This window comes from Cognatishimia sp. WU-CL00825, assembly GCF_040364665.1.
In the GTDB taxonomy this organism is placed as follows: Bacteria; Pseudomonadota; Alphaproteobacteria; order Rhodobacterales; family Rhodobacteraceae; genus Cognatishimia.
The window spans coordinates 107616-133822 of record NZ_BAABWX010000002.1; the positions used below are offsets into that span (position 1 = coordinate 107616).

Here is a 26207-nt window from a genome sequence, read left to right on the forward strand (position 1 = left end):
CTTATGAAAACAGTTTTATTTATTGATTTATATTGCGAACGCACCGCCGCTGGCTTTTGGAATGAACCTATCAACGCACTTAGCAATGTGGCCTTTCTAATTGCGGCCTATTTCGCGCTAACCGTTGCAATACGTCGACCAAGGCGCGATTGGGCTGAAATAATTGTCTGCCTGATGGCCGGGGCCATTGGCATCGAGTCCTTTCTGTTTCACACGATGGCGACCCCTTGGTCGGAACGGGCCGATGTGATCGCAATCTGGAGTTTTGTCGCCGCCTTTGTGCTTTTGATAATCTATCGGTCGACAAAGGAAAATTTGGTACGTACCGCCCGGATCGCCGGTATTGCGGCTTTGATCACCGCCGGTGTTTTCTGGGTCACCTCTGGGGATGTCACAACCGAAGCTGAAAATACGGTTGGCCCTCTGAACGGGTCTTTGCAATATTTGCCGGCCCTGATTGCGTTGTTGGCGTTTTCTGTCATCACATGGCGCAGGCAGCATCCGGCAAAAGGCTATGTCATTGGGGCCTGCCTGGTGTTTCTGACTTCGTTGATGTTCCGCAGTTTGGACCTGTCCCTCTGCGCCGCAACGGGGATTGGCACCCATTTCATGTGGCACATGCTGAATGGTTTGATGGTGGGGGTGCTGTTGCAGGCACTGGTGATCCACTTTCCACCCAAATCAGCCTGAGAGCGCCGTGATGTGCGGAGCGGCGACGCGCGATTGAGGTAAATTTTGCTCAGTATTGCCAGTGTTTCAGAAAGCAGTTCAATCCTGTGACAGAGCGCGGTAGAAGGCCTCATATCTTGACCGGAGACTTTGACATGAGCACGCCCAAACCCGTTGTCCTTTGCATCTTGGATGGATGGGGTCTGAGTGACACCGACCTAGGCAATGCACCTGTGCAAGCTGACACTCCGGTGTTTGATGGCATGATGGCACTCAGCCCGAATGCAACCTTGATCACCCATGGCCCAGATGTGGGTCTGCCAAGCGGGCAAATGGGTAATTCCGAAGTTGGCCATACCAACATCGGCGCGGGCCGTGTTGTGGCCATGGATCTGGGGCAAATTGATCTGGCCATCGAAGACGGCTCGTTTTTCAAAAATGATGCCATTGTAGCTTTTGCACAAAAACTGAAATCCTCGGGCGGCACCGCGCATCTGATGGGGGTGATTTCCGATGGCGGCGTACACGGGCACTTGACCCATGTGATTGCCGCTGCCAAAGCCATCACCGATCTGGGCGTGCCGGTTGTTCTGCACGCCATCACCGATGGGCGGGATGTGGCACCGGTTTCGGCGCTTGGGTATTTTGAAACCCTGACAGCGAGTTTGCCAGCCAACGCGACCATCGGCACTGTCACAGGCCGTTATTTTGCAATGGACCGTGACAATCGCTGGGAACGTGTCAGCCAAGCTTATGACGCGATGATCAATGCCAAGGGTCTGACCGAAAGTGATGCCGAGACCGCAATCAATGCCGCCTATGCGCGCAAAGAAAACGATGAATTCATCCAAGCGACTGTTCTGGGCGATTACGCTGGTGTCAACGACAGTGACGGCATCTTTTGCTTGAACTTCCGCGCAGACCGCGCGCGTGAAATCCTGGCGGCGATTGGCCAGCCTGATTTTGACGGTTTTGAAACCGGCCCACGCCCCAAGCTCGAAATGCTGGGCATGGTGGATTATTCCGATGCCCATAAAAACTACATGACCAGCGCCTATCCGAAAAAACCCATCGTAAACACTTTGGGGGAATGGGTCGCCAAACAGGGCAAAACCCAATTCCGTCTCGCGGAAACTGAAAAATACCCGCATGTGACCTTCTTTTTGAACGGCGGTGAGGAAACCCCATCGCAGGGCGAAGATCGCTTTATGCCAAAGTCGCCAAAGGTCGCGACCTATGATCTGCAACCGGAAATGTCTTCTGGCGAAGTAACCGAACAATTCGTGGCGGCCATCGAACACGGCTATGATCTGATTGTGACCAATTTTGCCAACCCAGATATGGTGGGACACACAGGGGATCTTGAGGCAGCCAAAGCCGCCTGCGCCGCCGTCGACAAAGGTCTGGGTGCAGTTCAAGACGCGCTTGTCAAAGCAGGGGGCTGCATGATTGTGACTGCCGACCATGGCAATTGCGAAGTCATGATTGACCCGGTCTCTGGGGGCGCGCACACCGCCCATACCACAAACCTTGTGCCGGTTGTTCTGGTCAACGGTCCCACGGGTGCAACCCTGCGCACCGGGGGGCGTCTTGCGGATCTTGCCCCAAGCTTGCTGGATCTGATGGGCATCCAAAAACCGGCCGAGATGACCGGTGAAAGTCTGATCCAAAGATGAAACTAAGCGCGTTTCTGTTGTCGGTTTTGCTGAGTGTTGGCTCTGTTGCCAGCGCACAGACGGATGCGGCAGCCGTGGCGCGTCTTGCGGCAGACAAACTCGAAGCGGCGTCTCTATCATTGCAAAAGGCAAAGACATCGCGCAATCGCGTCAAAGCGCTGACCCAAACCGTTCAGGCCTATGAAGAGGGCTTGTCAGCCCTGCGCGAAGGCCTCCGGCGCGCTGCAATCCGGGAAAAACAACTGGATCAGCACCTCAAGGCACAAGAAAACGACATCGCGCAATTGCTTGGCGTGTTGCAATCGCTGGGCGGCAACAGCAGCCCAACGCTTTTGCTGCACCCGGATGGCCCTGCGGGCACTGCCCGCGCTGGCATGATCTTGGCAGATGTCACCCCGGCGTTGGACGCTCAGGCCGCGAAACTGCGGGTCAGCCTGCAAGAGGTGCATATTCTGCGTGAGCTGCAACAGGGAGCGGCAGATACATTGCAAGATGGGCTTGATGGGGCGCAAACAGCGCGCATTGCATTGTCAAAAGCCATCTCTGACCGTCAGGATTTGCCCAAACGATTTACCGAAGACCCCGTGCAAACCGCCTTGCTGATCGCCGCTACAGAAACGCTCGAAGGCTTTGCCAGCGGATTGACTGAAATGTCGCCTGAACCCGAGGGCATCGCGCCCTTGCCAGATATTTCACACCGCAAAGGCAAGCTGCCGTTGCCGGTTCAGGCCCAAGTTTTGCGCCGACCCGGAGAGGCAGACGCCGCCGGCCTGCGCCGCCCTGGTTTGGTGCTGGCCACGCGGCCCAATGCGCTTGTGCTTTTTCCGGCTGCGGCGACCGTGCGCTATCGCGGCCCCTTGCTTGACTATGGCAATGTGATTGTGCTGGAACCCCAGCCGGGGCTGCTTTTTGTGCTGGCCGGGTTGGCCACGGTGTTTGGCGATGTCGGCGAAGTGGTGCCAAGCGGCACTCCGGTGGGGTTGATGGGCGGAATTGACCCGGAAATCGGTGCCATTCTTTCACAGTCCAGTGAAGGCACTGGTCAGGACCGCACAGAAACGCTCTATATAGAGGTGAGACAGGGCAAGACTCCGATCAACCCGGAGGATTGGTTCCTAACCAACAAGGATGGATGAGGATGAAAAAATTTGTCGTGGCCGCGCTGGGCGGCACTTTGGCCGGTATTCTGGCCACCACCCAGATTGCAGGCCCGCTGATTGCTCAGGAAAACGCCCGCACCTCTAGCGTTTACGAACAGTTGGATTTGTTCGGCGATATCTTTGAGCGCATTCGCGCGCAATATGTCGAAGAGGTTGATGAATCTGATCTGATCGAAGCAGCAATCAATGGCATGTTGACGTCGCTTGATCCGCACTCCAGCTATCTGGCCCCGCAGGACGCGGCGGAAATGCGCCAGCAAACCCGCGGTGAATTTGGCGGTCTGGGCATCGAAGTCACCCAGGAAGAGGGCTTTGTAAAAGTGGTCTCGCCGATTGATGGCACCCCTGCGTCTGAGGCTGGCATCGAAGCGGGCGATTTCATCACCCATGTGAATGGCGAAACCGTTCTGGGCCTGACATTGGATCAAGCGGTTGAAATGATGCGTGGCCCCGTTGGGTCTGAAATCATCATCACCATTGCGCGCGAAGGGGAATCTGAGGCCTTTGATGTGTCTATTATTCGCGACACCATCAAGCTGACCGCCGTGCGCGGTCGAACCGAAGGCAATACGGTTGTGATGCGGGTCACCACCTTTAACGAACAGACCTATGCGAACCTGCGCGATGGCATCGAAAAAGAAATTCAGGCGGCCGGCGGCATCGACAAAGTCAATGGTCTTGTGCTGGATCTGCGCAACAATCCAGGCGGTTTGCTGACCCAGGCCATCCGTGTGTCTGACGCCTTCCTTGAAAAAGGTGAGATCGTGTCCACACGTGGCCGTGAAGCTGCGGATGGCGAGCGTTATAATGCGCAGCCAGGTGACCTGATTGATGGCAAACCCGTTGTTGTTTTGATCAACGGTGGCTCCGCTTCAGCGTCTGAAATCGTTGCAGGCGCGCTCAAAGATCACCGGCGTGCGATTGTGGTGGGCACCAAGAGCTTTGGCAAAGGCTCGGTGCAAACCGTCATGCCGCTGCGGGGCGATGGGGCGATGCGCCTGACCACTGCGCGCTATTACACGCCGTCTGGTCGTTCTATTCAGGCCTTGGGTGTTTCGCCTGACATCGTGGTAGAACAACCGCGCCGCAGTCCTCAGACCGAAGAAGAAGAGGATGCCCGCAACATTCGCACCGAAGCCGATCTGCGCGGCAGCTTGAACAACGACAGCCTGACCGAAGACGAAATCCGGCAGATCGAAGAAGATCGCGCCAAGGCCGAAGCGGCCGCCCAACTGCGCGAAGACGATTATCAACTGGCTTATGCCATTGATATTCTGAAAGGTCTGTCAGCCCTCGGTCCGCAAAACTGATTACAGCCGCATCAATGAACCGCTCCACAGCTCCAATTGTGGGGCGGTTTCCTTTGCCACATCTCACATTACAAAGCGCCCGGCCCATGACCCCAGAACAGATTGCCAAGCTTCCCTACCGCAAGAACGTTGGCATTGTGCTGCTCAACGACCAGAACCAAGTCTTTGTGGGCCAGCGCCTGGACAGCGAAGTGCCCGCCTGGCAAATGCCCCAGGGCGGCATCGACAAGGGCGAAGATGCGCAAACCGCGGCTCTGCGCGAGCTCAAGGAAGAAACCGGTGTTGCCACCTCATCGGTGACTTTTCTGGCCCAATCCAAAGGCTGGATCACCTATGATCTGCCGCATGACATAGTGCCCCGGATCTGGAAAGGCCGTTTCAAAGGCCAAGAACAAAAATGGTTCCTTTTTCGGTTTCATGGTAGTGACGAAGAAATCAACATCGAGGTGGACCATCAAGAGTTTTCCGAGTGGCGCTGGCTGCCATTTGACCAACTTGTCGCCAATATCGTGCCCTTTAAACGCGCGGTCTACGAGCAAGTGGTGGCGGAATTTGCACCCTACCTCTGAGGTTGTTCTTGACCCAAATACCCAAAACCAACGGTGCCTAACAGCGCAGCGCCCGGGGTTGCAAAATCCACACGACACCCTATCTGCATCCCGCAACCCGCATGGACACTTAACCTTACCCCCTGTATGCGAAGTCACCTATGGTACAGAAAAAAAACGCAGATCCGAATTATAAGGTGATCGCCGAAAATCGGCGGGCGCGCTATGACTATGCCATCGAAGATGACATCGAGTGCGGCATCATTCTGTCTGGTTCCGAAGTGAAATCCCTACGTGAGAATTCAGCCAATGTGGCTGAAAGCTATGCAGAGGTGAAGGACGGCGAACTCTGGCTCGTGAACAGCTATATTGCGCCCTATGAGCGCGCGATGTTTGGCCACGAAGAACGACGCCGTCGCAAACTGCTTGTGTCCAAACGCGAGTTGTCCCGCCTCTGGAGCGACACCCAGCGCAAGGGCATGACCATTGTGCCGCTGGTGATGTACTTCAATCACAAGGGTTTTGTGAAACTCAAGGTCGGCATCGGCAAAGGCAAAAAGAACCACGACAAACGGGCCTCCGACGCCAAGCGTGATTGGGGCCGCCAAAAGCAACGCCTGCTGCGTCACGGGGATTAGTCGAGGGTCCCTGTCGCCCAATGGTGCCCAGGGCATGGACAGATGTTTGGCAAAAATAGACCCCATGCTGGTTTGGCAGCATGGGGCAACTCGTAACTCCCTGGCACTCGTATAAGGCATCGTCGAATCGACGACTTACTTTGATACTAGACCAAATTTTCGCGTTTTTGGGACTTTTGTTTTCACAATCGGATCATTCTGGGGGAGCGTTGGCTCGGTTTTCCCGTATGAACGGTTGGGCTAAATCCCTTGGCTGGTCTGCTTGGGGGCGGCCTGGGGCACACATTATTGTCAATGGTTGGTGCACTTGATCTGGCGGGAGCCGTTGGGGCGACGGGGATAATAGGTGGAATCGACCTGGGTCGCATGATCGGGCATAGCGTTTGCGGTGGTGATGGCGGAGGCGCACTGTTGGCGATTTTTGCCATGATTCGCAAAACACTGGCAAAATAGCCCGATAAATTCAACGTTCCGACCTCTAAGCGCCGACACGGCCTTGAAACCCACGATTTCGGATAGTAGGCAATTATTGTTTTCCGAAATTGGGGGCTGAGATGTTTCAAGACGATCCCAAAACACTTGTTTCGACCGCATGGTTGGCCACGCATCTGAAAGATCCGGATTTGCGTGTCTTGGACGCGTCGTGGTATTTACCCGGCAGCGCCCGCGATGCCTCCGCTGAATTCGCGCAGGCCCATATTCCCGGGGCGCGGTTTTTTGACATCGATGAGATTTCAGACCATCGGTCAGAATTGCCACATATGGCACCTCCCATAGAAAAGTTCATGTCGCGGGTGCGCGATTTGGGTGTCGGAGATGGCCATCAAATCGTGGTCTATGACGGGGCGGGTTTGTTATCTGCCGCGCGCGTTTGGTGGTTGTTTAAATTGATGGGGCAAAACAACATCGCTGTTTTGGACGGTGGTCTGCCCAAATGGACGTCCGAAGGGCGTGAACTAACGGCGGAACCTCCCGTCATTCGGGACCGCCATATGTTTGCTCGCCGCGTCGATGCGATGGTCAAGGATGTGACCCAGGTCTCTCATGCGGCCAAATTGGGCGATTATTCGATTATTGATGCCCGCGCCGCCGCGCGCTTTCGAGGAGAGGCACCAGAGCCACGCGAGGGCCTGCGCGCCGGACATATCCCGAATTCACGCAGCCTGCCGTATACGGACCTGTTGAATGACGACCAAACCATGAAATCTGCCGACGAGATGCGCGGCATTTTTCAAGCTGCGGGCGTCGATCTGTCCAAACCCGCCATCACAACCTGCGGATCCGGCGTCACTGCCGCGATCCTTTGCCTCGCCATGGAGCGGTTCGGCAAGTCCGATCACGCGCTTTATGACGGTTCCTGGGCCGAATGGGGTGCATTCCCGACGGTCCCAATTGCTACCGGAGAAGCATAATGCTTAGCAATCTCAAAGCTCAACCTGCTGATAAAATCCTCGCGCTTATGGCGAAATTCAAAGAGGATCCGCGTTCCACCAAGATTGATCTTGGTGTAGGCGTTTACAAGAATGCACAGGGCGTCACCCCGGTGATGCGTGCTGTCAAAGAGGCCGAGCGCCGTCTTGTGGCAGAGCAAACCAGCAAAAGCTATGTGGGCCTTGCGGGCGATCCAGCTTACGCCAACGCGATGATCGATCTTGTGCTCAGCGACAGCGTTGCGCGCGACAACATTGCTGCGGTGGCCACACCTGGCGGCACGGGCGCAGTGCGTCAGGCATTTGAACTGGTCAAAATGGCCAATCCGGCGGCACGGGTTTTTGTGTCCAACCCAACCTGGCCAAACCATGTGTCGATCTTGAAATATCTTGGCATCGAAACCATCGCCTATCGCTACTTTGACAGCGAAACGCGCGCGGTCGATTTTGAGGGCATGTTGGCGGATTTGACAGAGGCCCGCGAAGGCGATGTCGTTTTGCTGCATGGCTGTTGTCATAACCCCACCGGTGCGAACCTGAACCTGACCCAATGGCAATCTGTCGTTGATCTGATCAACGAAAAAGGTCTGATTGCGATGATCGACATTGCCTATCAGGGCTTTGGCGATGGCTTGGAAGAAGACGCCGCGGCGACACGTTTGGTGGCCTCGTCGGTCAAAGAATGCCTGATTGCTGGCAGCTGCTCTAAGAACTTCGGCGTTTACCGCGAGCGCACCGGCATTTTGATGGCAATTTCAGATGACAACACCGATACCAAACTGGTACAAGGCTCGCTGAACTTCCTGAACCGGCAAAACTTTTCATTCCCGCCAGATCACGGCGCACGGGTTGTCACCACAATTCTGACAGATCCAGAATTGCGCGCCGATTGGGCTGCAGAGCTGGAAGAAACCCGTCTCGGCATGTTGGCACTGCGCCAGCAATTGGCCGATGAATTGCAACGCCTGTCAGGTTCGGATCGCTTTGGCTTTTTAGCACAGCACCGTGGCATGTTCAGCCAAATCGGCACCACGCCAGACATGGTTGAAAAGCTGCGCGCTGATAATGCGATCTATATGGTGGGAGACAGCCGCATGAACATCGCGGGTCTGAACGCCGACACCGTGCCTGTATTGGCGAAAGCTATAATCGACGCGGGCATCTAAGTTGGGCTTTCCCACCTAACAAAGGGCGTCCTTCGGGGCGCCCTTTTGCGTTGATCCAGAGCCCGATCAGCCACTCAGCCCATTGCGCCGTTTGTGCCCCTGCGCCATCATGGCCATCTTGTAGCAGGAGTTCCCATGGACCAACGCCTTGCCCATATCGCCCTGGTGGTGCGCGACTACGATGCGGCGATTGATTTCTACGTAAATACGCTGGGCTTTGAACTTGTCGCAGATGAATACCAGTCCGAGCAAGACAAGCGCTGGGTATTGGTCAAGCCGCGCGGCGCTGGAAACGCCTCTATTCTGTTGGCGCGCGCCTCTGATGACCATCAAGCAAAATATATCGGCGATCAGGCCGGTGGCCGCGTGTTCTTGTTTTTGAAAACCGATGACTTCTGGCGTGACTACCATGCTTATTCAGCCAAAGGCGTCACTTTTGTGCGAGCGCCCAAAACCGAAGACTACGGCACAGTTGCCGTGTTCCAAGATCTTTACGGAACGCTTTGGGATCTGGTGCAATTTAGCTAGCGCTTCTCCGTTCAGTTGATACCAACTCACAAAAAAGCCCGAGGCATTGCCCCGGGCCTTCGTCTTCTGATGTCGGTCAGGCCTTAGCCTTTAGAGAACTCAGGGTAAGCTTCCATACCCAGCTCTGCCATATCCAGACCGTTGATCTCGTCTTCTTCGCCAACCCGGATGCCCATAGTGGCTTTCAGGATGAACCAGACTGCGCCAGAGGTGACCACAGTGAACAGGCCAACAACTACGATGGAATAAAGCTGTGTGCCCAAGGACGCGTCGCTGTTTGTAAACACAACCGCGATTGTGCCCCAGATGCCGGCAATCAGGTGAACCGGGATTGCACCCACAACGTCATCGATCTTCAACTTGTCTAGGAATGGAACCGCAAAGACCACGATCACACCGCCAACAGCACCGATCAAAGTGGCTGAACCCAATGTTGGTGTCAAAGGCTCGGCAGTGATAGAGACCAGACCCGCCAGGGCACCGTTCAAGATCATGGTAAGGTCAGGCTTTTTGTACATGAACTGTGTCAGCAACAGCGCGGCGATTGCACCACCAGCAGCAGCTGTGTTTGTGTTAGCAAAGATGCGCGATACGTCGCCCACGTCGCCAACAGTGCCCATGGCCAGCTGCGAGCCACCGTTAAAGCCAAACCAACCCAGCCACAGGATGAATGTACCCAATGTCGCCAATGTCAGGTTAGAGCCTGGAATTGGGATTGTGCGGCCTTCTTTGTTGTATTTGCCGATACGTGGTCCAAGGATCAACGCGCCTGTCAAAGCGGCCCAGCCACCCACAGAGTGCACAACAGTGGAACCCGCGAAATCAAGGAAGCCTGCTTGGTCCAAGAAGCCACCGCCCCATTTCCAAGACGCTTGCAACGGATAGATCACAGCGGTCAGAACGATTGTGAAAATCAGGAAAGGCCACAGTTTGATGCGTTCTGCCAAAGTACCGGAAACGATAGAGGCTGTGGTGGCACAGAACATCAGCTGGAAGAAGAAGTCAGAGCCGGTCGAAGCATAAGAATAGTCATCTGCCGCTTCTGCAGTCACACCCACAGCTTCAAGCGCCGCAGTGCCCCAAACGCCAGACAGCACGCCATCGACAGACCAAGTGCCCAATGGGTACATCAGGTTATAGCCAATCAGATAGTAAAAGATCGCTGCCAGCGAGAACAAAGCGATGTTCTTTGTCAGCTGCATTGTGACGTTTTTGCTGCGCACCAGGCCGGCTTCCAGCATGGCGAAACCAGCGGCCATCCAGAAAACCAAAAAGCCGCCAACCAGGAACAGCAACGAGTTCAAAATAAAGACCGTATCGGTCGAGGCATTCACGCCAGCCACCGGACCATCTTGGGCCAAGGCCAGCGACGGCAAAGCGACCATTGCGGTGGCCAAACCAATCTTGCTTGCGAGTTTCATTATATAAGTCCCTTTTCCGACACGCTTTACAGCGCGTCCTCATTCGTTTCGCCGGTCCGAACACGTACAGCTTGCGCCACGTCCAGAACAAAGATCTTGCCGTCACCAATTTTGCCGGTACGTGCAGTTGTGCTGATGGTTTCAACCACCTGATCCACCATCGAAGCGGCAACCACCAACTCCAGCTTGATCTTTGGCACAAAGTTCACGGTGTATTCGGCACCGCGATATATTTCTGTATGGCCTGACTGAGCGCCAAAACCTTTGATTTCGGTGACCATTAGCCCGCGTACGCCGATCTCGGTCAGCGCCTCGCGGACCTCCTCAAGCTTAAACGGTTTGATCGTTGCAATAATCAGTTTCACCCTGATCCCCTTTTCGAATGCCGTATCGTCGTCAGGTCTGTGACGACTGTGCAGGGGCAGAAAAACCTTTCAGACGGGCAGATCGAAGCAAAACCGCCTGATTTTCACCCAGTGATTGCGGTAGAACGCACAATTTTTGCACAAATGAAGCACATTGATTAAAAAATAGGCGAAACGCAAAAGCATAGACTTGTAAGATCAGCTCTACATTTGCTTTTGGCTCGGGTAAAACGATGCAAAGACCAAAATGTCGGGCAGAATGTGGCATGAGTGATTCCAAAAAGAAAAAACCCACTTTGGTGGCCGACAAGCGCTATGCAGGGCGCAAAGCGCGCCCAACGAAATCCAAGACCAAACCCACCAAACCCAAAGCCAAACCGGCGGCCAAGAAACGGGTGCGGGGTGCGGCTCGGCGTAAGTCTGCCGCAAAGCGCGGCGGCATCATCGGTTTTTTCACGGGCATCTTCCGCTGGATCCTTCGCCTGATTTGGACGATCACCTGGCGTGTATCCACGGTCATTCTCCTGATCATCGCCCTGGCGGTCGGCTATACCTACCTGCAATTGCCCAACGTCGATGAACTGCTCGATGGCCGCGCCCGCGGCTCTGTCACCTTGCTTGACCGCGAAAACGATGTGTTTGCCTGGCGCGGCGATCAATTTGGCGGCGCAGTCACCGCCGAAACCACCTCAAAACACCTCAAAAACGCGGTCATCGCCACCGAAGACAAGCGCTTCTTCAAGCACTTTGGCGTCAGCCCACGCGGTGTAGCCTCGGCGGTGCGTATCAACCTGCGCGAGGGCCGTGGCCCGCTGTCTGGCCATGGTGGCTCTACAATCACACAACAAACCGCCAAGTTGCTGTGTCTTGGGGTGGCTTTTGACAAAGACCAATGGGACTCCGAAGCCGCCTATGTCGCTGATTGCCGTCGTGGCTCTATGGCGCGCAAAATCAAAGAAGCCATCTATGCCATGGCGATGGAGGCAAAGTATTCCAAAGATGAAATTCTTTCGATCTATCTGAACCGTGCCTATATGGGCGGCGGAGCCTATGGGGCCGAAGCTGCCGCACAACGCTATTTTGGCAAAAACGCTGGCCAGCTGAACCCGGCCGAAGGCGCAATGATTGCCGGGCTTTTGACCGCTCCCAGCACATTGTCACCCACCAGTAATCTGAAACGGTCCCAAGACCGTGCGGCAACTGTGCTGCGGCTGATGAATGACCAAGATTTCTTGTCAGATGCCGACACGGCCAAATGGCAACAAAACCCGGCCACCTTATCTGAGGCCGCCCAGGCCAAATCCGGCGGCTATTTTGCCGATTGGGTCATGTCGACGGGCCCGGAGTTCTTTACCAAAAACACCACCGAAGATGTGATTATCAGCACCACGCTTGATCAGCGCATCCAAGTGGCCACCGAAGAGGGGCTGAAATGGGTGTTTGAAAACAAGGTGCGCGAAGGCTCCAAGGCCGAGGCCGCAATTGTGGTGATGTCCGCAGACGGGGCCGTGCGCGCCATGGTTGGGGGGCGCAAAACCAAAGTGTCCGGTGCCTTCAACCGCGCGGTGCAGGCCAAACGCCAAACCGGATCAGCCTTTAAGCCCTTTGTCTATGCCACCGCTCTGGAGCTTGGCTATTCGCACATCGATACCGTGCTGGATGCGCCTTATTGTTTGAATATCCCCGGCTCTGGCGAATGGTGCCCGCGCAATTATACCAACAAGCATTATGGCAATGTGTCTTTGGAATGGGCGCTGCAAAACTCGTTGAATGTGCCTGCGGTAAAAATTTCTGAAGCGGTTGGGCGCGATAATGTGCGCAAAGTCGCGGGTGATTTTGGCATCGCCAGCGACCTCAAAGACACGCCAGCTTTGGCGCTTGGGGCGTCTGAATCTTCGCTGTTGGAAATGACAGGGGCCTATGCGGGCATCCTGAATGGCGGGTCCTCGGTCACGCCTTATGGTCTGATCCAATTGCGCCTTCAGGGCGACTCAGAGCCACTGATGGGCTCTGGCGGGGGCATCGGCGAAAGGGTGATCAGCGACGGGGCCGCACGTGAACTGGTTTATATGATGCAAAAAGTAGTGTCCGAAGGCACCGGTGGGCGCGCCAAACTGCCCGGTTGGGAAGTGGCGGGCAAAACCGGAACCACCTCGGCGGCCAAAGACGCTTGGTTTATTGGATTTACGGCGGATTATGTGGTCGGCGTTTGGATGGGTTATGATGACAACACGCCGCTCAGCGGTGTCACCGGCGGCGGCTTGCCAGCTGAAATCTGGCACCAGGTCATGAGCCGGGTCACCGAAGGCATGACCCCACGACCCCTGCCGGATTTTGTGCCCAAACAGAAACCCACACCTTTGCCCGAAGCGCAGCCAAATAACCGTGAAAATGTTTTGGAACAGTTGCTCAAGGGCCTTTTAGGGGTGAATTAGGCTTGTGCCACCGCCCCCAACTGCCTGCGCAGCCCTCTCTTAGATTTGGATTTCAGCCATGACACCGTCAACCACTTATCTGTTGCTCGCAGCCGCCGTGCTTGCCGAAGTTGTGGCCACCACCGCCTTGGCGCGTTCCGAAAGTTTCACGCGTCTGCTGCCCACGGTGATCACCATCGGAGGTTATGCGCTGGCTTTCTACCTTTTGTCTTTTCCACTAAGGGTGATGCCAACTGGCATTGTCTATGCAATCTGGTCAGGTTTGGGCATCGTGCTGATTGCAGGTGTGGCGTGGATATGGTTTCAGCAAAGTTTGGATCTGGCCGCGATTGTAGGGCTGGGGTTCATTATCACCGGCGTGATCATAGTGAACTTCTTTTCAAAGTCGATTGGCCACTAAATCCAAGGTCTGCATCGGTCTACCAATTATCTAAGTGTTGAAAACAAAAAACCAGACCCGGAGGTCTGGTTTTGCTTGCTTATGTCATGGTGCGTTTGCGCCTAGCCTGCGCGCTTTAGATCCGTGATCAAAGCATCGATATTGCCGCGCCGTTTATCCAACATGGCCCCGATTTCGCTTTTCTCGGTCAGGCGCAAGCTGATGCCCTCGATGACCATATCAAAAAACAGATTTTTTCCGGACCTGTCAGACACCAGAAAATTCAGCTCAAAAGGTGACTCACCCTTCAGATGCGCAGTGCCCTGCACCTCATAAAAGCTTTTGACCTTACGTGCGCCATTCACTTGAATGCGCCCGCCCACAAACTCGTTAAACCGCTTGCCATATTTGCGCGAAATGTAACCGGTGAACGCACTGATATAGGCGCGCTCTTGTGCACCGCTCATGCGGCGGGCGTCCGCGCCCAATGCCGAACGTGCGATAATGCGCACATCACCATACCGCTTGAAAATCCGTTCAAAGTCTTTGGTCATGCCAGAAAGGGATTTGCCGGACGCGATGACATTGTTGATGTCGCCCACCAGTTTGCCCACCAAAACCTCGGCCTGACCGCTTGTCAAAGCCAAAGCCTGCATTGGCACCAAAGTTGTTGCTGCCAATGCAGCTAAAAAACCACGACGTTTCATTGCTTATTCAAACTCCGCATAGGGATCATCATAGGGGTCCAGATAGGCGTCTTCGCTGTCTACACCAAGCTCATGGCGACGGTTTTGCAAGTAAAGAATCCGTGCCTGCGCGTAACTATCGGCGCTTTCGTATAAAATAGAGTCAATTGTTGTACGCAATTCATAGCGATCCCCCATGCGATCGGCAACATTTGCGGCAGTTCCAACAAACTTTTCTGGGCTAGGCAGCAATGCAGACACCGGGTCTAGGGTGAAATCCAGAACTGTGCCAACGGCGTCGCGCGTATTTGAAGGCCCCAAAAGCGGTAGCTCTACATAGGCCCCCTCGCCAGCACCCCAGACATGAAATGTTTCACCAAAATCGGTTTCGCGGCGGGGCATATGGATGGCTTCTGATGGATCAACGATGCCTCCAAAGCCAAATAACGTGTTAAACACCAGTCGAAAACTGTTGGCACCGGCCCCTTTTAGGTCGCCTTGCAGCACGTTATTCACGATATCTGCTGGCAAAGACAGGTGATCGGCAAAATTTGAAACCATCAAACGCGCATCTTCATGCACAATTTCACCATAGCCATTGGACACTGGGCGAAATACAACCTTATCAATTTTTAAGTTTAACGCGTGTATTTTGCGATTGGTTGTTTCATTTGGGTCATAAATCTCTGCTGAAGACACGGTTCTATCATTTGCCGCGCAGGCGGCAATCATGCTAAGGCCAAGCAACAATATAGCAGTCCGGCCATGGCGGCGCGGCAAAAATCGGGTTAACGAAGTCACAGGTTGTCTCAATCTGAATCAGGCAGGTTTCATTTAGTTTACAGGTTCGAAATAAACACACCCAGCTTTGATTTCATAAAGCGATGTGGCAGATGAGTAACAGGCCAAAAATTGCCCATTCCTTTGGGTGTAGCAAAGAAATATCTTGGCAAAATGAATATGAATAACGATCAAGTACGTACAGGACTGGCGGAATTACGCGCCGCACGCCGTGAAAGCCGGGCACTTTACTGGGCCGTGGCTATTTTCAGCGCATTTGCAAACCTGCTGATGCTGACTGGCCCGCTTTATATGTTGCAGGTCTATGACCGGGTGCTTAGCAGCCGATCTGTTGAAACCTTAATAGCGCTTACCCTTTTGGTGGCCTTTTTATACGGGGTTATGGGAATTCTTGATTTCACGCGATCGCGTGTGTTGTCGCGCATTGGGGCCCGGTTTCAGTCTCGCTTGGACAAACGGGTTTTTGACGCGGTTGTCGCCCGTTCCTCCAAAGGCAATGATGAATATGCCCAGACCGGCATGGCGGATCTTGAAGCCATCCAGCGGTTCATTTCTTCACCGGCACCCAATGCATTTTTTGATTTGCCTTGGACGCCGGTCTTTTTGATCGGCATCAGCATTTTCCACCCTTGGCTGGGCTATTTGGCGATTTCCGGCGGCTTGATTTTGGTTCTGATGTCATTCATGAACCAAAGCTTTTCCAGTGGCCCGTTGACTCAGGCCAACATGAGCACCCATCGCGCATCTATTCTTGGTGAACAACTGCGCTCTGAGTCGGAAATGGTGCAAAGCCTTGGTATGCAGGGCAATGCCTTTGAACGCTGGCAAGTGGCGCGTGGCAAATCTATGCACGAACAGCTTGCCGCCACGGATGTTGGCAGTGGCTTTGGCTCGCTCACAAAAACATTCCGTTTGTTCTTACAATCCGCGATGCTGGGTCTTGGGGCTTATCTTTCGCTTTTGGGCCACCTGTCGCCCGGTGCAATGATCGCTGGCTCTATCCTGCTTGGTCGGGCCTTGGCACCCATCGAGATGGCAATCGGCCAATGGTCGATGATCCAACGCGCCCAGCGTGGGTGGTGGAACCTGGCGCATCTGCTTACTGCTGCGCCCAAAGATCCGCCGCGCACCAAGCTGCCGGTGCCACGCGCCAAGCTGGATGTGCAATCCATGACCATCATCCCGCCCGGCCAATCCACCGCATCTCTGCGCATGGTGAACTTTTCAATCAAGCCAGGTCAGGCCCTGGGCGTCATCGGCCCGTCAGGCGCTGGTAAGTCAACATTGGCGCGCGCGATCACTGGTTCATGGCAGCCGGCAGGCGGCAAAGTGCGGTTGGACAGCGCTGCTTTGGAACAATACGAGCCCTCTGATTTGGGCAACTATATTGGCTATTTACCGCAACGGGTGCAGTTGTTTGAAGGCACCATTGCTGAAAACATTGCGCGTTTGTCGCCAAATCCAGATGCTGCAAAGATCGTACAGGCGGCCCGCAAGGCGGATGCTCATGATATGATCTTAAAGCTGCCTGATGGCTATGAAACACCTGTTTCTGCCACCACGGGTCGCTTGTCAGGTGGGCAGATCCAACGGATTGGCCTTGCGCGCGCTTTGTATTCCGATCCGGTATTGCTGGTGCTGGATGAACCCAACTCTAACCTGGATAATATGGGGGCCGAGGCCCTTAATAAGGCCATTCGCCATATGAAAGCGGCGCAGAAGTCGGTGATTATTATGGCGCACCGCCCCGCGGCCATTCGCGAATGTGATTTGCTCTTGATGCTGGAAAACGGCAGCGTGAAAGCCTTTGGCCCACGTGACGAAGTGCTGAAAAAAGTGGTTGTGAACCACAATGAAATTAACAAGTCTCAAACCGCTGGAGGCGTTCAGTAATGGCTCAGCAAAAATCGATCTCTCCACGTACGTTTTTGGTGTTGGGCTTTCTGGCGTTGCTTGCCCTGGTGGGCGGGTTTGGCAGTTGGGCGGCATTCACCCAGATTTCTGGTGCGATTATTGCCTCTGGCCGAATCGAAGTTGACCGCAATCGGCAAGTTGTTCAGCATTTGGATGGGGGCATCGTTGCCAAGATCCACGTTGACGAAGGTGACACTGTGGCCGCGGGTGACGTGCTTGTCAGTTTGGATGAAACCATCATCATCTCTGACATTACAATCCTCGAAGGTCAGCTTTTTGAATTCATGGCACGTCGCGGCCGACTAGAAGCAGAACGCGACAATCTGACAAGCATTTCATTCCCGGCAGAGCTTTTGCAGGTGGCCCAAAGCAATGCTGATATTCAGGATTTGATGACCGGGCAAACGCGGTTGTTTCATGCACGTCAAAACTCTGTGTCGCGCGAAGAGGAACAGCTTGGTAAGCGCAAAACACAAATCGGTGATCAGGTACGCGGCGTAGAAGCGCAGAAAGCCGCGCTGGAACGTCAGCTTCAGTTGCTTGGTGAAGAGCTGGAAGGACAGAAATCCTTGCTGGAACGAGGTTTGGCTCAGGCTGGCAAAGTGCTGACTTTGCAACGTGAAGAAGCACGGCTTTTAGGCCGCATCGGTGAAATGGAAGCCTCACGCGCGCAAGCCTTGGGACGCATGACTGAAATTGACCTCCAGATTCTGAAAAATGAAACCATACGTCGTGAAGAAGCCATCGAAGACTTGCGTGACATTCAATTCAGAGAGCTGGAAATTCTAGAACAACGCAATGCGCTGCGCTCCCAATTGGATCGATTGGATATCCGCGCACCTGTATCGGGAATTGTTTATGGCATGACGGTTTATGCCGAAAAATCCGTTATACGCGCGGCTGAACCGCTGCTTTATTTGGTGCCCCAAGATCGTCCCTTGGTCATCGCAGCCCAGGTTGCACCGATACACATCGAGCAGGTTCATGTTGGCCAGGATGTTACACTCAGATTCTCGACCTTTGATCAGCGCAAAACCCCAGAATTGTTTGGTAAGATCAGTCAGGTTTCCGCTGATATTTTTGTCGAAGAAGGCACAGGCCTTAGTTATTATCGCGCCGAAGTCCTGATGAATGACGGAGAGCTGGAAAAGCTTCCAGACAATCTGGTTTTGATCCCCGGCATGCCGGTGGAATCCTTCCTGAAAACCGACGACCGCACGCCTTTGGCCTATCTGGTGAAACCCTTCACCGATTACCTCACCAAGGCCTTCCGCGAAAGTTAGAATTGGCGTTCTTTTGACTTCTCATTGTTGCCCGCGGCGCTTAGCTTGCGGGCAACATCTTAAAGGAGGATAGTTATGAGCGGATTCGAAGCAAAGCTTGCGGAAATGGGCGTCACATTGCCCGATGCCCCAGCACCTGCGGCAAACTATGTGCCCTATGTTTTGGCGGGCGACATGCTGCATGTGTCCGGACAAATTGCGTCAGGCCCTGATGGGCTGATCACCGGCAAACTTGGCACCGATATCGATGTCGAGGCCGGTGCCGCAGCGGCGCAAACCTGTGCCATCGCACTATTGGCGCAGGTCAAAGCCGCATGTGGTGGTGACCTAGACCGTTTGGTGCGTGTGGTGAAGCTCACCGCATTTGTGAATTCCACTGCAGATTTCACCGAACAGCCCAAAGTGGTCAATGGGGCATCTGATTTCTTGGCCGAAGCATTGGGAGACGCGGGGCGTCACGCGCGCTCTGCAGTGTCAGCGGCGTCGCTGCCGTTTGGAGTTGCCGTGGAAATCGACGGGATCTTCCAAATTAAATGACCCCGCTTGACCCAAGTTTTCTAAAGATACCTTTGGCCCACCGTGCCTTACACGATGTGGCTGGTGGGCGTCCCGAAAACAGCCGCGCGGCGATCCGCGCGGCAATACAGGCCGGCTATGGCATCGAAATCGATCTGCAAATGTCAAAAGACGCGCAGGCGATGGTGTTTCACGATTATGACCTGTCTCGCCTTGCGCGGGCCGATGGGCTGGTGGCAAACCGCAGCGCCGCCGAGCTGGCAGAGATTTCTCTGATTGGCACAGATGAAGGCATTCCAAACCTGCAAGAGATTCTGGACCTTGTGGCCGGACAAGTGCCGCTGTTGATCGAACTCAAGGATCAAGACGGGCACCTTGGCCGCAATATCGGGCCGCTTGAAACCGCCACTGCGATGCTGCTTGAAGCCTACCAGGGGCCAGTTGCGGTGATGTCATTTAATCCACATTCCGTCGCCAAAATGGCCGCGCTGTGCCCGCAAGTGACACGTGGCCTCGTGACCGGTGCATTCGCGCATACGGATTGGTCTTCAGTTGCGCCAAAAACCTGTGATCATCTGCGCAACATCCCAGATTACGAGCGCGTACAGGCAAGTTTCATCAGCCACCAAGTTCAGGATCTAAGCCGCGAGAGGGTGGCGGAGCTCAAATCCAATGGTGCCGATATCCTGTGTTGGACCGTGACCTCAGCTGAAATTGAGGCAGAGGCTCGTAAAATCGCGCAAAACATTACGTTTGAACAGTATTTGCCGAAATTGCCGGTGCATCCTGCTTGATTGACGGCCACACAGCACCAAATATGGCGGGGCAGGGGAACCACATGACCGAAACCGCCATTGAAATTCAAATACATGAGTCACTTTCCACACTGCAGGCCGCAGATTGGGATGCCTGCGCCGCCCCTGAATGTCGCGATGGTGGGCGCGCCAATGATCCCTTTACCTCCCATCGCTTTCTGGCCGCTCTGGAAGACAGTGGTTCAGTCGGGCCGGGCACTGGATGGCAACCGCAATACGTGACCGCACATGCCGCCGGTGATATGATTGCTGCGGCACCGCTCTATGCCAAAGGGCATAGCCAAGGCGAATATGTGTTTGATCACAATTGGGCGCATGCCTATGAAAACGCGGGTGGGCGCTACTACCCAAAATTACAGTTGGCAGTGCCCTTTACACCGGTCAGCGGCCGGCGGTTTCTGACCAAACCCGGCCACGAAGACATTGGTCAAGCCGCCCTATTGCAGGGGGCCATACAGATCGCCCAGAAGAACCAGCTCAGTTCGTTTCACACCACATTTTGCACCTCTGCCGAGGTCAAAATCGGCCAAACCATGGGCCTGTTGCACCGCACGGGGCAGCAATTTCACTGGCTCAATGACACCTACCCGGATTTTGCGGGATTTCTAGCCAGCCTCAGCGCGCGCAAACGCAAGAACATTCGTAAAGAACGCGCCCGTGCGCAGGGTTTTGGTGGCCAAATTCGCACCTATTCCGGGGATCAAATTCAACCGCATCACTGGGATGCCATCTGGGCGTTTTATCAGGACACGGGCAGTCGCAAATGGGGCACGCCCTATCTGACGCGTGCTTTCTTTGAGATCGCGCATGACCAGCTGCGCGACGACATCTTGTTGATCATGGCCGAAGATGATGGATCGCCCGTTGCCGGGGCGCTGAATGTGATTGGCCGCGACACGCTTTACGGCCGCTACTGGGGCTGTTTACAAGATCACCCCTGCCTGCATTTCGAAATATGCTATTATCAGGCCATAGAGTGGGCCATCAACCATGGTTTGCTGCGGGTCGAGGCCGGAGCGCAGGGCGAACACAAGCTTGCGCGGGGCTATTTGCCAGTCACAACTCATTCGTTGCATTGGATGGCGGATCAGGGGTTTTCGGACGCCGTGGCGCAGTATTTGGTGGCCGAACGCGAAGCCGTTGCGGAAGAGATCGAGATCCTGACCTCTTACGGACCTTTTCGCACCGATAAGCAGGAGGATCACGAATGACCGAGAAACTCAGCGATGCCGCCAGAGATGCCATATTGGGCCCGCTTTATGACACGGGTTGGGTCATGATGACGGAACGCGATGCGCTTAAGAAATCCTATAAATTTTCGTCATTTGTCGAGGCCTTCGGCTGGATGACACGGGTGGCACTGTGGGCCGAAAAATGGAACCACCACCCAGAATGGTTTAATGTTTACAATCGTATAGATGTGGTTTTGACGACCCACGATGTGGACGGACTCTCTGCATTAGATGTCAAATTGGCCCGCAAAATGGACAGCTTGGCCTAGGCCGCAGAAAACGGGCTGGAAATCCAGCCCGCCACGCGACTTTCGCCTAAGTCAGAATTAGACAGCTTCCAACATTGTTTCACCCGATGACAGGTTGCAAACGCCTGCCTCTTCATCCAGGTTCAAAACCTTGACTTTGCCGTCCTCTGCCAACAACGCATAGCGCTTAGATCGGTCCTGAAATCCAATTGGCGGTACACTGAAATCCATGCCAATGGCTTTGGTCAACTCGCTGCTGGCGTCCGCCAACATTGTGATCCCGGCCGCGCCGGCCCCTGTGTCTTTTTCCCATGCCGCCATTACAAATGGGTCGTTAACCGCCACACAAATAATGTCATCAACACCCTTTGCCTTCAGCGCCTCGGCAGAGCGCATAAAGCTGGGCACATGCGCAGTAGAGCATGTGCCGGTGAAGGCCCCGGGCAAGCCAAACAGCACAACCTTGCGGCCACTGGTCAGGCTGGACAACGATACGGTTTCCGGGCCTTCAGCGCCCATTTTAGATAACGTTGCCTCTGGAAGGGATGCCCCAATAGAAATTGTCATTACGCGCGTCTCCGTGATTGTATTATGACTGACCAAAGATATAGGGTCTGCAAACAATTCGGCAATGTTAAACGGAGCAGCTATGAGCCACATTCTTGTTATCGGCGCGGGTCAAGCCGGGTCTTCATTGGTCGTTAAGCTGCGCAACAGTGGATTTGACGGTGACATCACGCTGATCGGGGCCGAAACCGCGCCACCTTACCAGCGCCCACCGTTGTCCAAGAAATACCTTCTGGGGGAAATGGACCTCGAGCGGCTTTATCTGCGGCCAGAAAATTTTTATGCCGAACAAAATATCACCCTGCGCCTTGGAACGGCTGTTTCCGCGATTGATCCTGACGCGCAAACCGTAGCGCTGGGCCAAGAGACATTGTCCTATGACGAATTGGTGCTGACCACCGGGTCCGCGCCTCGGCGACTGCCCGCATCAATTGGCGGCGCGCTCAACGGTGTATTCACAGTACGCGATCTGGCAGATGTCGACGCGATGAGCCCCTATTTTCAACCCGGAAAACGCTTGTTGATCGTCGGGGGGGGGTATATCGGCCTAGAAGCCGCCGCGGTTGCCACGAAAAAAGGCTTGGACGTGACATTGGTCGAGATGTCAGAGCGGATCCTGCAACGGGTGGCCGCGCCGGAAACCTCGGATTATTTTCGCGCATTGCACAGCGCACAGGGTGTGACGATCCGCGAGGGCACTGGCTTGTCTCGTCTGACCGGCGACACCCATGTTACCGGGGCCGAATTGTCCGACGGTTCCGCGCTCGAAACCGACTTTGTGATCGTCGGCGTGGGCATTACCCCAGAAACGAAATTGGCCGAGAAAGCGGGCGTTGTTTTGGATAATGGCATCAAGACCGATGCACAGGGTCGCACAAATAAACCGCATATCTGGGCGGCCGGTGATTGCGCGTCTTTTCCGTATCGTGGCAAGCGCATCCGGCTGGAAAGTGTGCCAAATGCCATTGACCAAGCCGAGGTTGTGGCCGAAAACCTTCTTGGTGCGGCCAAAGATTATGTGGCCAAGCCTTGGTTCTGGTCAGATCAATACGATGTAAAACTACAGATCGCGGGCCTAAACACCGGCTATGACCAGGTGGTGATCCGCGCAGGCACCGCGGCGTCAACGTCATTCTGGTACTACAAAGGCACCAATTTGCTGGCCGTTGATGCCATGAATGCGCCACGTGATTACATGGTCGGTAAACGCTTGATCGAAGCAGGTAAATCGCCAGATCCTGAGGCGTTGACCAACCCTGAGACCGATATGAAGGCTCTGTTGAAAGCATGAGGATTATTGCTGGCGATTTTCGCGGAAAAGCTTTGGCATCTGTGGGCAAAGGTGATGCTGGCGCGCATCTGCGCCCGACAACGGACCGGGTGCGCGAAAGCCTGTTCAATGTCCTGATGGGCGGCAAGTTTGGCGACCCGATCAGCGACGCCAGGGTGCTTGATCTATTTGCGGGCACGGGCGCGCTGGGCCTTGAAGCCCTGTCGCGCGGTGCGGCGCATGTCTGTCTGGTCGATGACGGGCGCAAATCGCAAAGCCTGATCCGGCAAAACATCCAGATCACCGGCGCGAAATCACAGTGCACAACCATCGCCCGTGACGCCACGCGCCTGCCACGCAACACAGACGCGCCCTATGATCTTGTTTTTCTTGATCCACCCTATGGTAAAAACCTAGGCACCAAAGCCTTGTTGGCGGCCCAGAATGGTGGCTGGATTGCGCCGGGGGCTTTGGTGGTTTTTGAAGAAAACGCACCGCAGATTGCCCCAGATGGGTTCACCCTGCTGGATCAACGCAAATACGGCGACACTCATGTGACTTTTCTAGCAGCCGACCAGTCTTAGGCCCGCTATAACAGTCGCCGCCGGGCAGACCCCAGCAAAACGCGCGAATAAAGTTTGTGAAACCAATGCAAAGACCAAAATAACACGCCCTTGCCTTTGGCTTTGCCATCCTTGCCGCGCCGCGTGGTCACCGCCGACCCAAAAAACAAATCGGTCCCGGCACCATCTGTTTTGACCATCATCCAGGTGTGTATCGGCCCCGGCCCGACGCGCATCAGCACCTGTGTTTCATTGCGCTGCAAAACTTGCCACATGGCAAAGTGATTGGCCGTGCCTTTTGCCAGATCTGCGACTTCTTTATCCGCGGTTGATTGCCGTGCAAACACCCGCAAAATGTGGCGTTCGATGCGAAAGGGCAGGGTGTTGAAGAGCGCCGAAATAAGCTCTTCCAATGACACCGGTTTGCCAATCCGAGTCGCATAACAGTCGACGTAATTTTGCGGATCTGACTCCAGGGTTTTTAGAAAGGCTTTTGCGGGCAATGGCCCAGCCGTGATCATGCGCATTATGGCCTCTGAATAAGAAACATACGCTGCCGTATGTAAGCGCATTTTACGCCCTGGTCCAGCGCAAAATGAGAGTTTTTTAACTGTGGCGCACCCCCCTTCACCGGGGCTTCTTTCAGCCTCAGTCACAACTGTTTTATGCGATTTGAACGAAAATCGCCCAATCTGTGCTAAGCTGATCGCATGTTGCTGGCCACAGGCCCGCTATGACACTCTGGTCCAAATACAAAGATGCCTTCGGGCTGGACAGGCATATCGAGGATGCGGCTTGCGTTTTTAGCAAGGAGGCACTCATGGTTCAAACGATTGGAAATCCACTGTCTTGGGGCGCAAAGGCTCTTGGGGGTGCGGGAAAGACTGCCAGCGAAGTGGCCACGCATCTGGGCAGTCAGCCCGATGCAGTTCCCCATGCACAAACTCTGCATATGTCAGATATCCGCGCCGCCCTCGCATTGGGATGGAAAGACGTGATGCGTTTTCGCAGTGATGTGTTGGCGCTGGTGATTGTCTATCCGATGATCGGATTTGCTCTGGCCTTTTTGGCCTTCGAGCAGGCCCTGTTGCCAATGCTCTTTCCTCTGGCGGCTGGGTTTGCGCTTTTGGGGCCGGTTGCCTCGATTGGCATGTATGAAATCAGCCGTCAAAACGAAGAAACAGGTCAGGCCAGTTGGGGCTCTGCCATCAAGGCCCTGCGCAGTCGGGTCGTGGGACCAGTCATGGTGCTGGGCATGTTTCTTTTGGTCTGGTTCATGCTGTGGATGGCGGCGGCCTTTGCGGTCTATTCTGTCACGCTTGGCCCCGCGATGCCTGAAAGCACTGCCAGCTTTGTGACCGCCGTACTCACCACATCTTCTGGGTGGTCAATGATTGCGATGGGCATGGCGATAGGCGCGGTGTTTGCTGCGGTGGTGCTGGTCGTTGCCGCCATCAGCTTTCCAATGTTGATTGATCGCCCGGTGGGCCTTCCCATTGCGGTGGTCACCTCTGTCAGCGTCGCGCGCACCAATCCTGTGGTGATCATCAGCTGGGGCATCTGCGTCGCCGTGCTCTTGGCTTTGGCAACGCTGCCGCTGTTCTTGGGGTTGGTATTGGTCTTGCCCTGGCTCGGGCATGCGACCTGGCATTTATATCGCCGCGCGGTGCGTTTTAGCTAGGCAAATGCAACTGGGGCGCTTTGGTCAAGCGCCCCAAATTATTAAGCATAGGTGGGGTGGAATTTCCCGGTTGGCGACAGGGTAAAGATATCATACCCAGAACCCGTCACACCAATCGAGTGCTCAAATTGCGCCGACAGCGATTTGTCTCGCGTAACCGCTGTCCAATCATCCGCCAAAACCTTGGTTTCAGGCCGCCCCAGATTGACCATCGGCTCGATGGTAAAGAACATGCCTTCTTCAAGGGTAGGCCCGGTGCCCGGACGCCCATAGTGCAAAACATTGGGCGGCGCGTGAAACACCTGCCCCAACCCATGGCCACAAAAATCACGCACAATGCTCATGCGGTGGCTTTCGGCATAGGTCTGAATCGCATGGCCAATATCGCCAAAGGTATTGCCCGGTTTAACCGCCTCGATGCCCTTCATCAGCGCATCGTGGGTCACTTGAATCAATCGTTCCGATTTGCGCGACAGCTTTCCGGCCACATACATGCGGCTGGAATCGCCAAACCAACCATCTAAAATCACCGTCACATCGATGTTCAAAATATCGCCGTCTTTCAGCTTTTTGTCGCCTGGAATGCCGTGGCACACCACATGGTTTACCGAAATACAGCTGGCGTGTTCATAACCCTTATAGCCAATAGTGGCCGAGGTCGTGCCATATTCGGTGACTTTTGCGGTGATGATCCGGTCAATTTCGGCCGTGGTCTGGCCGGGGAATACATGTTCAGCGATTTCATCAAGAATGCGCGCTGTTACCGCGCCAGCTTTGCGCATGCCCTCAAAATCGGCATCCTGATAAAGTCTGATCCCGTCCCGGGTTTGGCTTGCTTTGCCAATCATTTGGATCGCTCCGTTTATTCAATGTTGCGTCTTATTTAAGGTGCTTTTGCCAAAGAAA

General features: G+C 54.7%; 27 protein-coding genes. 20 read left to right on the forward strand and 7 right to left on the reverse strand.

Annotation, left to right across the window (positions count from 1 at the left end):
* The first annotated feature begins 3 nt into the window (after positions 1 to 3).
* The 9 genes from ABXG94_RS11195 (at position 4) to ABXG94_RS11235 (ending at position 9125) form a co-directional block, all read left to right on the forward strand.
* Complete coding sequence (locus ABXG94_RS11195) at positions 4 to 690, forward strand: ceramidase domain-containing protein (RefSeq protein WP_353534215.1); 687 nt, start codon at positions 4 to 6, stop codon at positions 688 to 690.
* Between the two features lie 134 nt (positions 691 to 824).
* On the forward strand, positions 825 to 2345 hold the full coding sequence (gpmI, locus tag ABXG94_RS11200) for a 2,3-bisphosphoglycerate-independent phosphoglycerate mutase (RefSeq protein WP_353534217.1): 1521 nt from the start codon (positions 825 to 827) through the stop codon (positions 2343 to 2345).
* Positions 2342 to 3481 carry a murein hydrolase activator EnvC family protein gene (locus tag ABXG94_RS11205; protein ID WP_353534219.1) on the forward strand — a complete coding sequence of 380 codons (1140 nt, stop codon included), beginning with the start codon at positions 2342 to 2344 and terminating at the stop codon, positions 3479 to 3481. The genes gpmI and ABXG94_RS11205 overlap by 4 nt, the downstream gene beginning before the upstream one ends.
* A gap of 2 nt (positions 3482 to 3483) precedes the next feature.
* The gene (locus tag ABXG94_RS11210) at positions 3484 to 4815 is read left to right on the forward strand and encodes a S41 family peptidase (RefSeq protein ID WP_353534221.1); all 1332 of its coding nucleotides are present in this window, start codon (positions 3484 to 3486) and stop codon (positions 4813 to 4815) included.
* Between the two features lie 86 nt (positions 4816 to 4901).
* Complete coding sequence (locus ABXG94_RS11215; protein ID WP_353534223.1) at positions 4902 to 5384, forward strand: RNA pyrophosphohydrolase; 483 nt, start codon at positions 4902 to 4904, stop codon at positions 5382 to 5384.
* Positions 5385 to 5524: 140 nt separating this feature from the next.
* Positions 5525 to 6001 carry an SsrA-binding protein SmpB gene (gene smpB / locus ABXG94_RS11220; protein WP_353534225.1) on the forward strand — a complete coding sequence of 159 codons (477 nt, stop codon included), beginning with the start codon at positions 5525 to 5527 and terminating at the stop codon, positions 5999 to 6001.
* A 554-nt stretch (positions 6002 to 6555) separates the two neighbouring features.
* On the forward strand, positions 6556 to 7413 hold the full coding sequence (gene sseA, locus ABXG94_RS11225; RefSeq protein WP_353534227.1) for a 3-mercaptopyruvate sulfurtransferase: 858 nt from the start codon (positions 6556 to 6558) through the stop codon (positions 7411 to 7413).
* Positions 7413 to 8597: an amino acid aminotransferase gene (locus tag ABXG94_RS11230; RefSeq protein ID WP_353534229.1), complete on the forward strand. Its 1185-nt coding sequence runs from the start codon at positions 7413 to 7415 to the stop codon at positions 8595 to 8597. Before sseA ends, ABXG94_RS11230 begins: the two co-directional genes overlap by 1 nt.
* Positions 8598 to 8732: 135 nt before the next feature.
* A complete protein-coding gene (locus ABXG94_RS11235; RefSeq protein WP_353534231.1) occupies positions 8733 to 9125 on the forward strand; it encodes a VOC family protein in 393 nt (130 codons plus the stop codon).
* 83 nt (positions 9126 to 9208) lie between these two features.
* Here the strand turns inward: ABXG94_RS11235 and ABXG94_RS11240 are convergent, their stop codons facing one another.
* Complete coding sequence (locus tag ABXG94_RS11240; RefSeq protein ID WP_353534232.1) at positions 9209 to 10546, reverse strand: ammonium transporter AmtB; 1338 nt, start codon at positions 10544 to 10546, stop codon at positions 9209 to 9211.
* 26 nt (positions 10547 to 10572) lie between these two features.
* Positions 10573 to 10911: a P-II family nitrogen regulator gene (locus ABXG94_RS11245; protein ID WP_353534233.1), complete on the reverse strand. Its 339-nt coding sequence runs from the start codon at positions 10909 to 10911 to the stop codon at positions 10573 to 10575.
* 266 nt (positions 10912 to 11177) lie between these two features.
* Between ABXG94_RS11245 and ABXG94_RS11250 the strand changes: the two genes are divergently transcribed.
* Together ABXG94_RS11250 and ABXG94_RS11255 are read left to right on the forward strand one after the other, a co-directional pair.
* Positions 11178 to 13346, forward strand: coding sequence for a transglycosylase domain-containing protein (locus tag ABXG94_RS11250; protein ID WP_353534235.1), 2169 nt, complete (start codon positions 11178 to 11180; stop codon positions 13344 to 13346).
* Positions 13347 to 13404: 58 nt separating this feature from the next.
* Positions 13405 to 13746: a DMT family transporter gene (locus tag ABXG94_RS11255; RefSeq protein ID WP_353534237.1), complete on the forward strand. Its 342-nt coding sequence runs from the start codon at positions 13405 to 13407 to the stop codon at positions 13744 to 13746.
* A gap of 101 nt (positions 13747 to 13847) precedes the next feature.
* On the opposite strand, the gene ABXG94_RS11260 is transcribed toward ABXG94_RS11255, so the two are convergent.
* The gene (locus tag ABXG94_RS11260) at positions 13848 to 14432 is read right to left on the reverse strand and encodes an MlaC/ttg2D family ABC transporter substrate-binding protein (protein ID WP_353534239.1); all 585 of its coding nucleotides are present in this window, start codon (positions 14430 to 14432) and stop codon (positions 13848 to 13850) included.
* Between the two features lie 3 nt (positions 14433 to 14435).
* Positions 14436 to 15212 (reverse strand): MlaA family lipoprotein, encoded by a 777-nt coding sequence (locus ABXG94_RS11265; protein WP_353534241.1) that lies wholly within the window; start codon positions 15210 to 15212, stop codon positions 14436 to 14438.
* Positions 15213 to 15371: 159 nt separating this feature from the next.
* Between ABXG94_RS11265 and ABXG94_RS11270 the strand changes: the two genes are divergently transcribed.
* The 6 genes from ABXG94_RS11270 to ABXG94_RS11295 all read left to right on the forward strand — a co-directional run bounded on the left by ABXG94_RS11270 (position 15372) and on the right by ABXG94_RS11295 (position 21241).
* Positions 15372 to 17105 (forward strand): type I secretion system permease/ATPase, encoded by a 1734-nt coding sequence (locus ABXG94_RS11270; RefSeq protein WP_353534243.1) that lies wholly within the window; start codon positions 15372 to 15374, stop codon positions 17103 to 17105.
* Positions 17105 to 18409 carry an HlyD family type I secretion periplasmic adaptor subunit gene (locus ABXG94_RS11275; RefSeq protein WP_353534245.1) on the forward strand — a complete coding sequence of 435 codons (1305 nt, stop codon included), beginning with the start codon at positions 17105 to 17107 and terminating at the stop codon, positions 18407 to 18409. Before ABXG94_RS11270 ends, ABXG94_RS11275 begins: the two co-directional genes overlap by 1 nt.
* A gap of 75 nt (positions 18410 to 18484) precedes the next feature.
* On the forward strand, positions 18485 to 18946 hold the full coding sequence (locus ABXG94_RS11280; RefSeq protein WP_353534246.1) for a RidA family protein: 462 nt from the start codon (positions 18485 to 18487) through the stop codon (positions 18944 to 18946).
* The gene (locus ABXG94_RS11285) at positions 18943 to 19719 is read left to right on the forward strand and encodes a glycerophosphodiester phosphodiesterase family protein (RefSeq protein WP_353534248.1); all 777 of its coding nucleotides are present in this window, start codon (positions 18943 to 18945) and stop codon (positions 19717 to 19719) included. The genes ABXG94_RS11280 and ABXG94_RS11285 overlap by 4 nt, the downstream gene beginning before the upstream one ends.
* A 44-nt stretch (positions 19720 to 19763) precedes the next feature.
* Entirely contained in the window at positions 19764 to 20951 is a 1188-nt protein-coding gene (locus tag ABXG94_RS11290) for a GNAT family N-acetyltransferase (protein WP_353534249.1), read from the forward strand.
* Complete coding sequence (locus ABXG94_RS11295; protein ID WP_353534250.1) at positions 20948 to 21241, forward strand: 4a-hydroxytetrahydrobiopterin dehydratase; 294 nt, start codon at positions 20948 to 20950, stop codon at positions 21239 to 21241. Before ABXG94_RS11290 ends, ABXG94_RS11295 begins: the two co-directional genes overlap by 4 nt.
* Positions 21242 to 21298: 57 nt before the next feature.
* On the opposite strand, the gene ABXG94_RS11300 is transcribed toward ABXG94_RS11295, so the two are convergent.
* Positions 21299 to 21787 carry a peroxiredoxin gene (locus ABXG94_RS11300; RefSeq protein WP_353534251.1) on the reverse strand — a complete coding sequence of 163 codons (489 nt, stop codon included), beginning with the start codon at positions 21785 to 21787 and terminating at the stop codon, positions 21299 to 21301.
* Positions 21788 to 21869: 82 nt separating this feature from the next.
* Between ABXG94_RS11300 and ABXG94_RS11305 the strand changes: the two genes are divergently transcribed.
* Both ABXG94_RS11305 and rsmD read left to right on the forward strand, forming a co-directional pair.
* Positions 21870 to 23078: an NAD(P)/FAD-dependent oxidoreductase gene (locus ABXG94_RS11305; protein ID WP_353534252.1), complete on the forward strand. Its 1209-nt coding sequence runs from the start codon at positions 21870 to 21872 to the stop codon at positions 23076 to 23078.
* Positions 23075 to 23641, forward strand: a complete 567-nt coding sequence (gene rsmD, locus ABXG94_RS11310) for a 16S rRNA (guanine(966)-N(2))-methyltransferase RsmD (protein ID WP_353534254.1) — start codon at positions 23075 to 23077, stop codon at positions 23639 to 23641. Before ABXG94_RS11305 ends, rsmD begins: the two co-directional genes overlap by 4 nt.
* Before the next feature lie 5 nt (positions 23642 to 23646).
* Here the strand turns inward: rsmD and ABXG94_RS11315 are convergent, their stop codons facing one another.
* Positions 23647 to 24147 carry a hypothetical protein gene (locus tag ABXG94_RS11315; RefSeq protein ID WP_353534256.1) on the reverse strand — a complete coding sequence of 167 codons (501 nt, stop codon included), beginning with the start codon at positions 24145 to 24147 and terminating at the stop codon, positions 23647 to 23649.
* A gap of 293 nt (positions 24148 to 24440) precedes the next feature.
* On the opposite strand from ABXG94_RS11315, the gene ABXG94_RS11320 reads away from it, so the two are divergent.
* Positions 24441 to 25301, forward strand: a complete 861-nt coding sequence (locus tag ABXG94_RS11320) for a DUF2189 domain-containing protein (protein WP_353534258.1) — start codon at positions 24441 to 24443, stop codon at positions 25299 to 25301.
* 41 nt (positions 25302 to 25342) lie between these two features.
* Here the strand turns inward: ABXG94_RS11320 and map are convergent, their stop codons facing one another.
* Positions 25343 to 26149 carry a type I methionyl aminopeptidase gene (gene map / locus ABXG94_RS11325; RefSeq protein ID WP_353534259.1) on the reverse strand — a complete coding sequence of 269 codons (807 nt, stop codon included), beginning with the start codon at positions 26147 to 26149 and terminating at the stop codon, positions 25343 to 25345.
* Between the last annotated feature and the right edge of the window lie 58 nt (positions 26150 to 26207).

Bases quoted from the DNA above. Each gene is read 5' to 3' on its own strand.
- ABXG94_RS11195 (WP_353534215.1), top strand. From the start codon at position 4: ATGAAAACAGTTTTATTTATTGATTTATATTGCGAACGCACCGCCGCT.
- gpmI (WP_353534217.1), top strand. From the start codon at position 825: ATGAGCACGCCCAAACCCGTTGTCCTTTGCATCTTGGATGGATGGGGT.
- ABXG94_RS11205 (WP_353534219.1), top strand. From the start codon at position 2,342: ATGAAACTAAGCGCGTTTCTGTTGTCGGTTTTGCTGAGTGTTGGCTCT.
- ABXG94_RS11210 (WP_353534221.1), top strand. From the start codon at position 3,484: ATGAAAAAATTTGTCGTGGCCGCGCTGGGCGGCACTTTGGCCGGTATT.
- ABXG94_RS11215 (WP_353534223.1), top strand. From the start codon at position 4,902: ATGACCCCAGAACAGATTGCCAAGCTTCCCTACCGCAAGAACGTTGGC.
- smpB (WP_353534225.1), top strand. From the start codon at position 5,525: ATGGTACAGAAAAAAAACGCAGATCCGAATTATAAGGTGATCGCCGAA.
- sseA (WP_353534227.1), top strand. From the start codon at position 6,556: ATGTTTCAAGACGATCCCAAAACACTTGTTTCGACCGCATGGTTGGCC.
- ABXG94_RS11230 (WP_353534229.1), top strand. From the start codon at position 7,413: ATGCTTAGCAATCTCAAAGCTCAACCTGCTGATAAAATCCTCGCGCTT.
- ABXG94_RS11235 (WP_353534231.1), top strand. From the start codon at position 8,733: ATGGACCAACGCCTTGCCCATATCGCCCTGGTGGTGCGCGACTACGAT.
- ABXG94_RS11240 (WP_353534232.1), bottom strand. From the start codon at position 10,546: ATGAAACTCGCAAGCAAGATTGGTTTGGCCACCGCAATGGTCGCTTTG.
- ABXG94_RS11250 (WP_353534235.1), top strand. From the start codon at position 11,178: ATGAGTGATTCCAAAAAGAAAAAACCCACTTTGGTGGCCGACAAGCGC.
- ABXG94_RS11255 (WP_353534237.1), top strand. From the start codon at position 13,405: ATGACACCGTCAACCACTTATCTGTTGCTCGCAGCCGCCGTGCTTGCC.
- ABXG94_RS11260 (WP_353534239.1), bottom strand. From the start codon at position 14,432: ATGAAACGTCGTGGTTTTTTAGCTGCATTGGCAGCAACAACTTTGGTG.
- ABXG94_RS11270 (WP_353534243.1), top strand. From the start codon at position 15,372: ATGAATAACGATCAAGTACGTACAGGACTGGCGGAATTACGCGCCGCA.
- ABXG94_RS11275 (WP_353534245.1), top strand. From the start codon at position 17,105: ATGGCTCAGCAAAAATCGATCTCTCCACGTACGTTTTTGGTGTTGGGC.
- ABXG94_RS11280 (WP_353534246.1), top strand. From the start codon at position 18,485: ATGAGCGGATTCGAAGCAAAGCTTGCGGAAATGGGCGTCACATTGCCC.
- ABXG94_RS11285 (WP_353534248.1), top strand. From the start codon at position 18,943: ATGACCCCGCTTGACCCAAGTTTTCTAAAGATACCTTTGGCCCACCGT.
- ABXG94_RS11290 (WP_353534249.1), top strand. From the start codon at position 19,764: ATGACCGAAACCGCCATTGAAATTCAAATACATGAGTCACTTTCCACA.
- ABXG94_RS11295 (WP_353534250.1), top strand. From the start codon at position 20,948: ATGACCGAGAAACTCAGCGATGCCGCCAGAGATGCCATATTGGGCCCG.
- ABXG94_RS11300 (WP_353534251.1), bottom strand. From the start codon at position 21,787: ATGACAATTTCTATTGGGGCATCCCTTCCAGAGGCAACGTTATCTAAA.
- ABXG94_RS11305 (WP_353534252.1), top strand. From the start codon at position 21,870: ATGAGCCACATTCTTGTTATCGGCGCGGGTCAAGCCGGGTCTTCATTG.
- rsmD (WP_353534254.1), top strand. From the start codon at position 23,075: ATGAGGATTATTGCTGGCGATTTTCGCGGAAAAGCTTTGGCATCTGTG.
- ABXG94_RS11315 (WP_353534256.1), bottom strand. From the start codon at position 24,147: ATGCGCATGATCACGGCTGGGCCATTGCCCGCAAAAGCCTTTCTAAAA.
- ABXG94_RS11320 (WP_353534258.1), top strand. From the start codon at position 24,441: ATGGTTCAAACGATTGGAAATCCACTGTCTTGGGGCGCAAAGGCTCTT.
- map (WP_353534259.1), bottom strand. From the start codon at position 26,149: ATGATTGGCAAAGCAAGCCAAACCCGGGACGGGATCAGACTTTATCAG.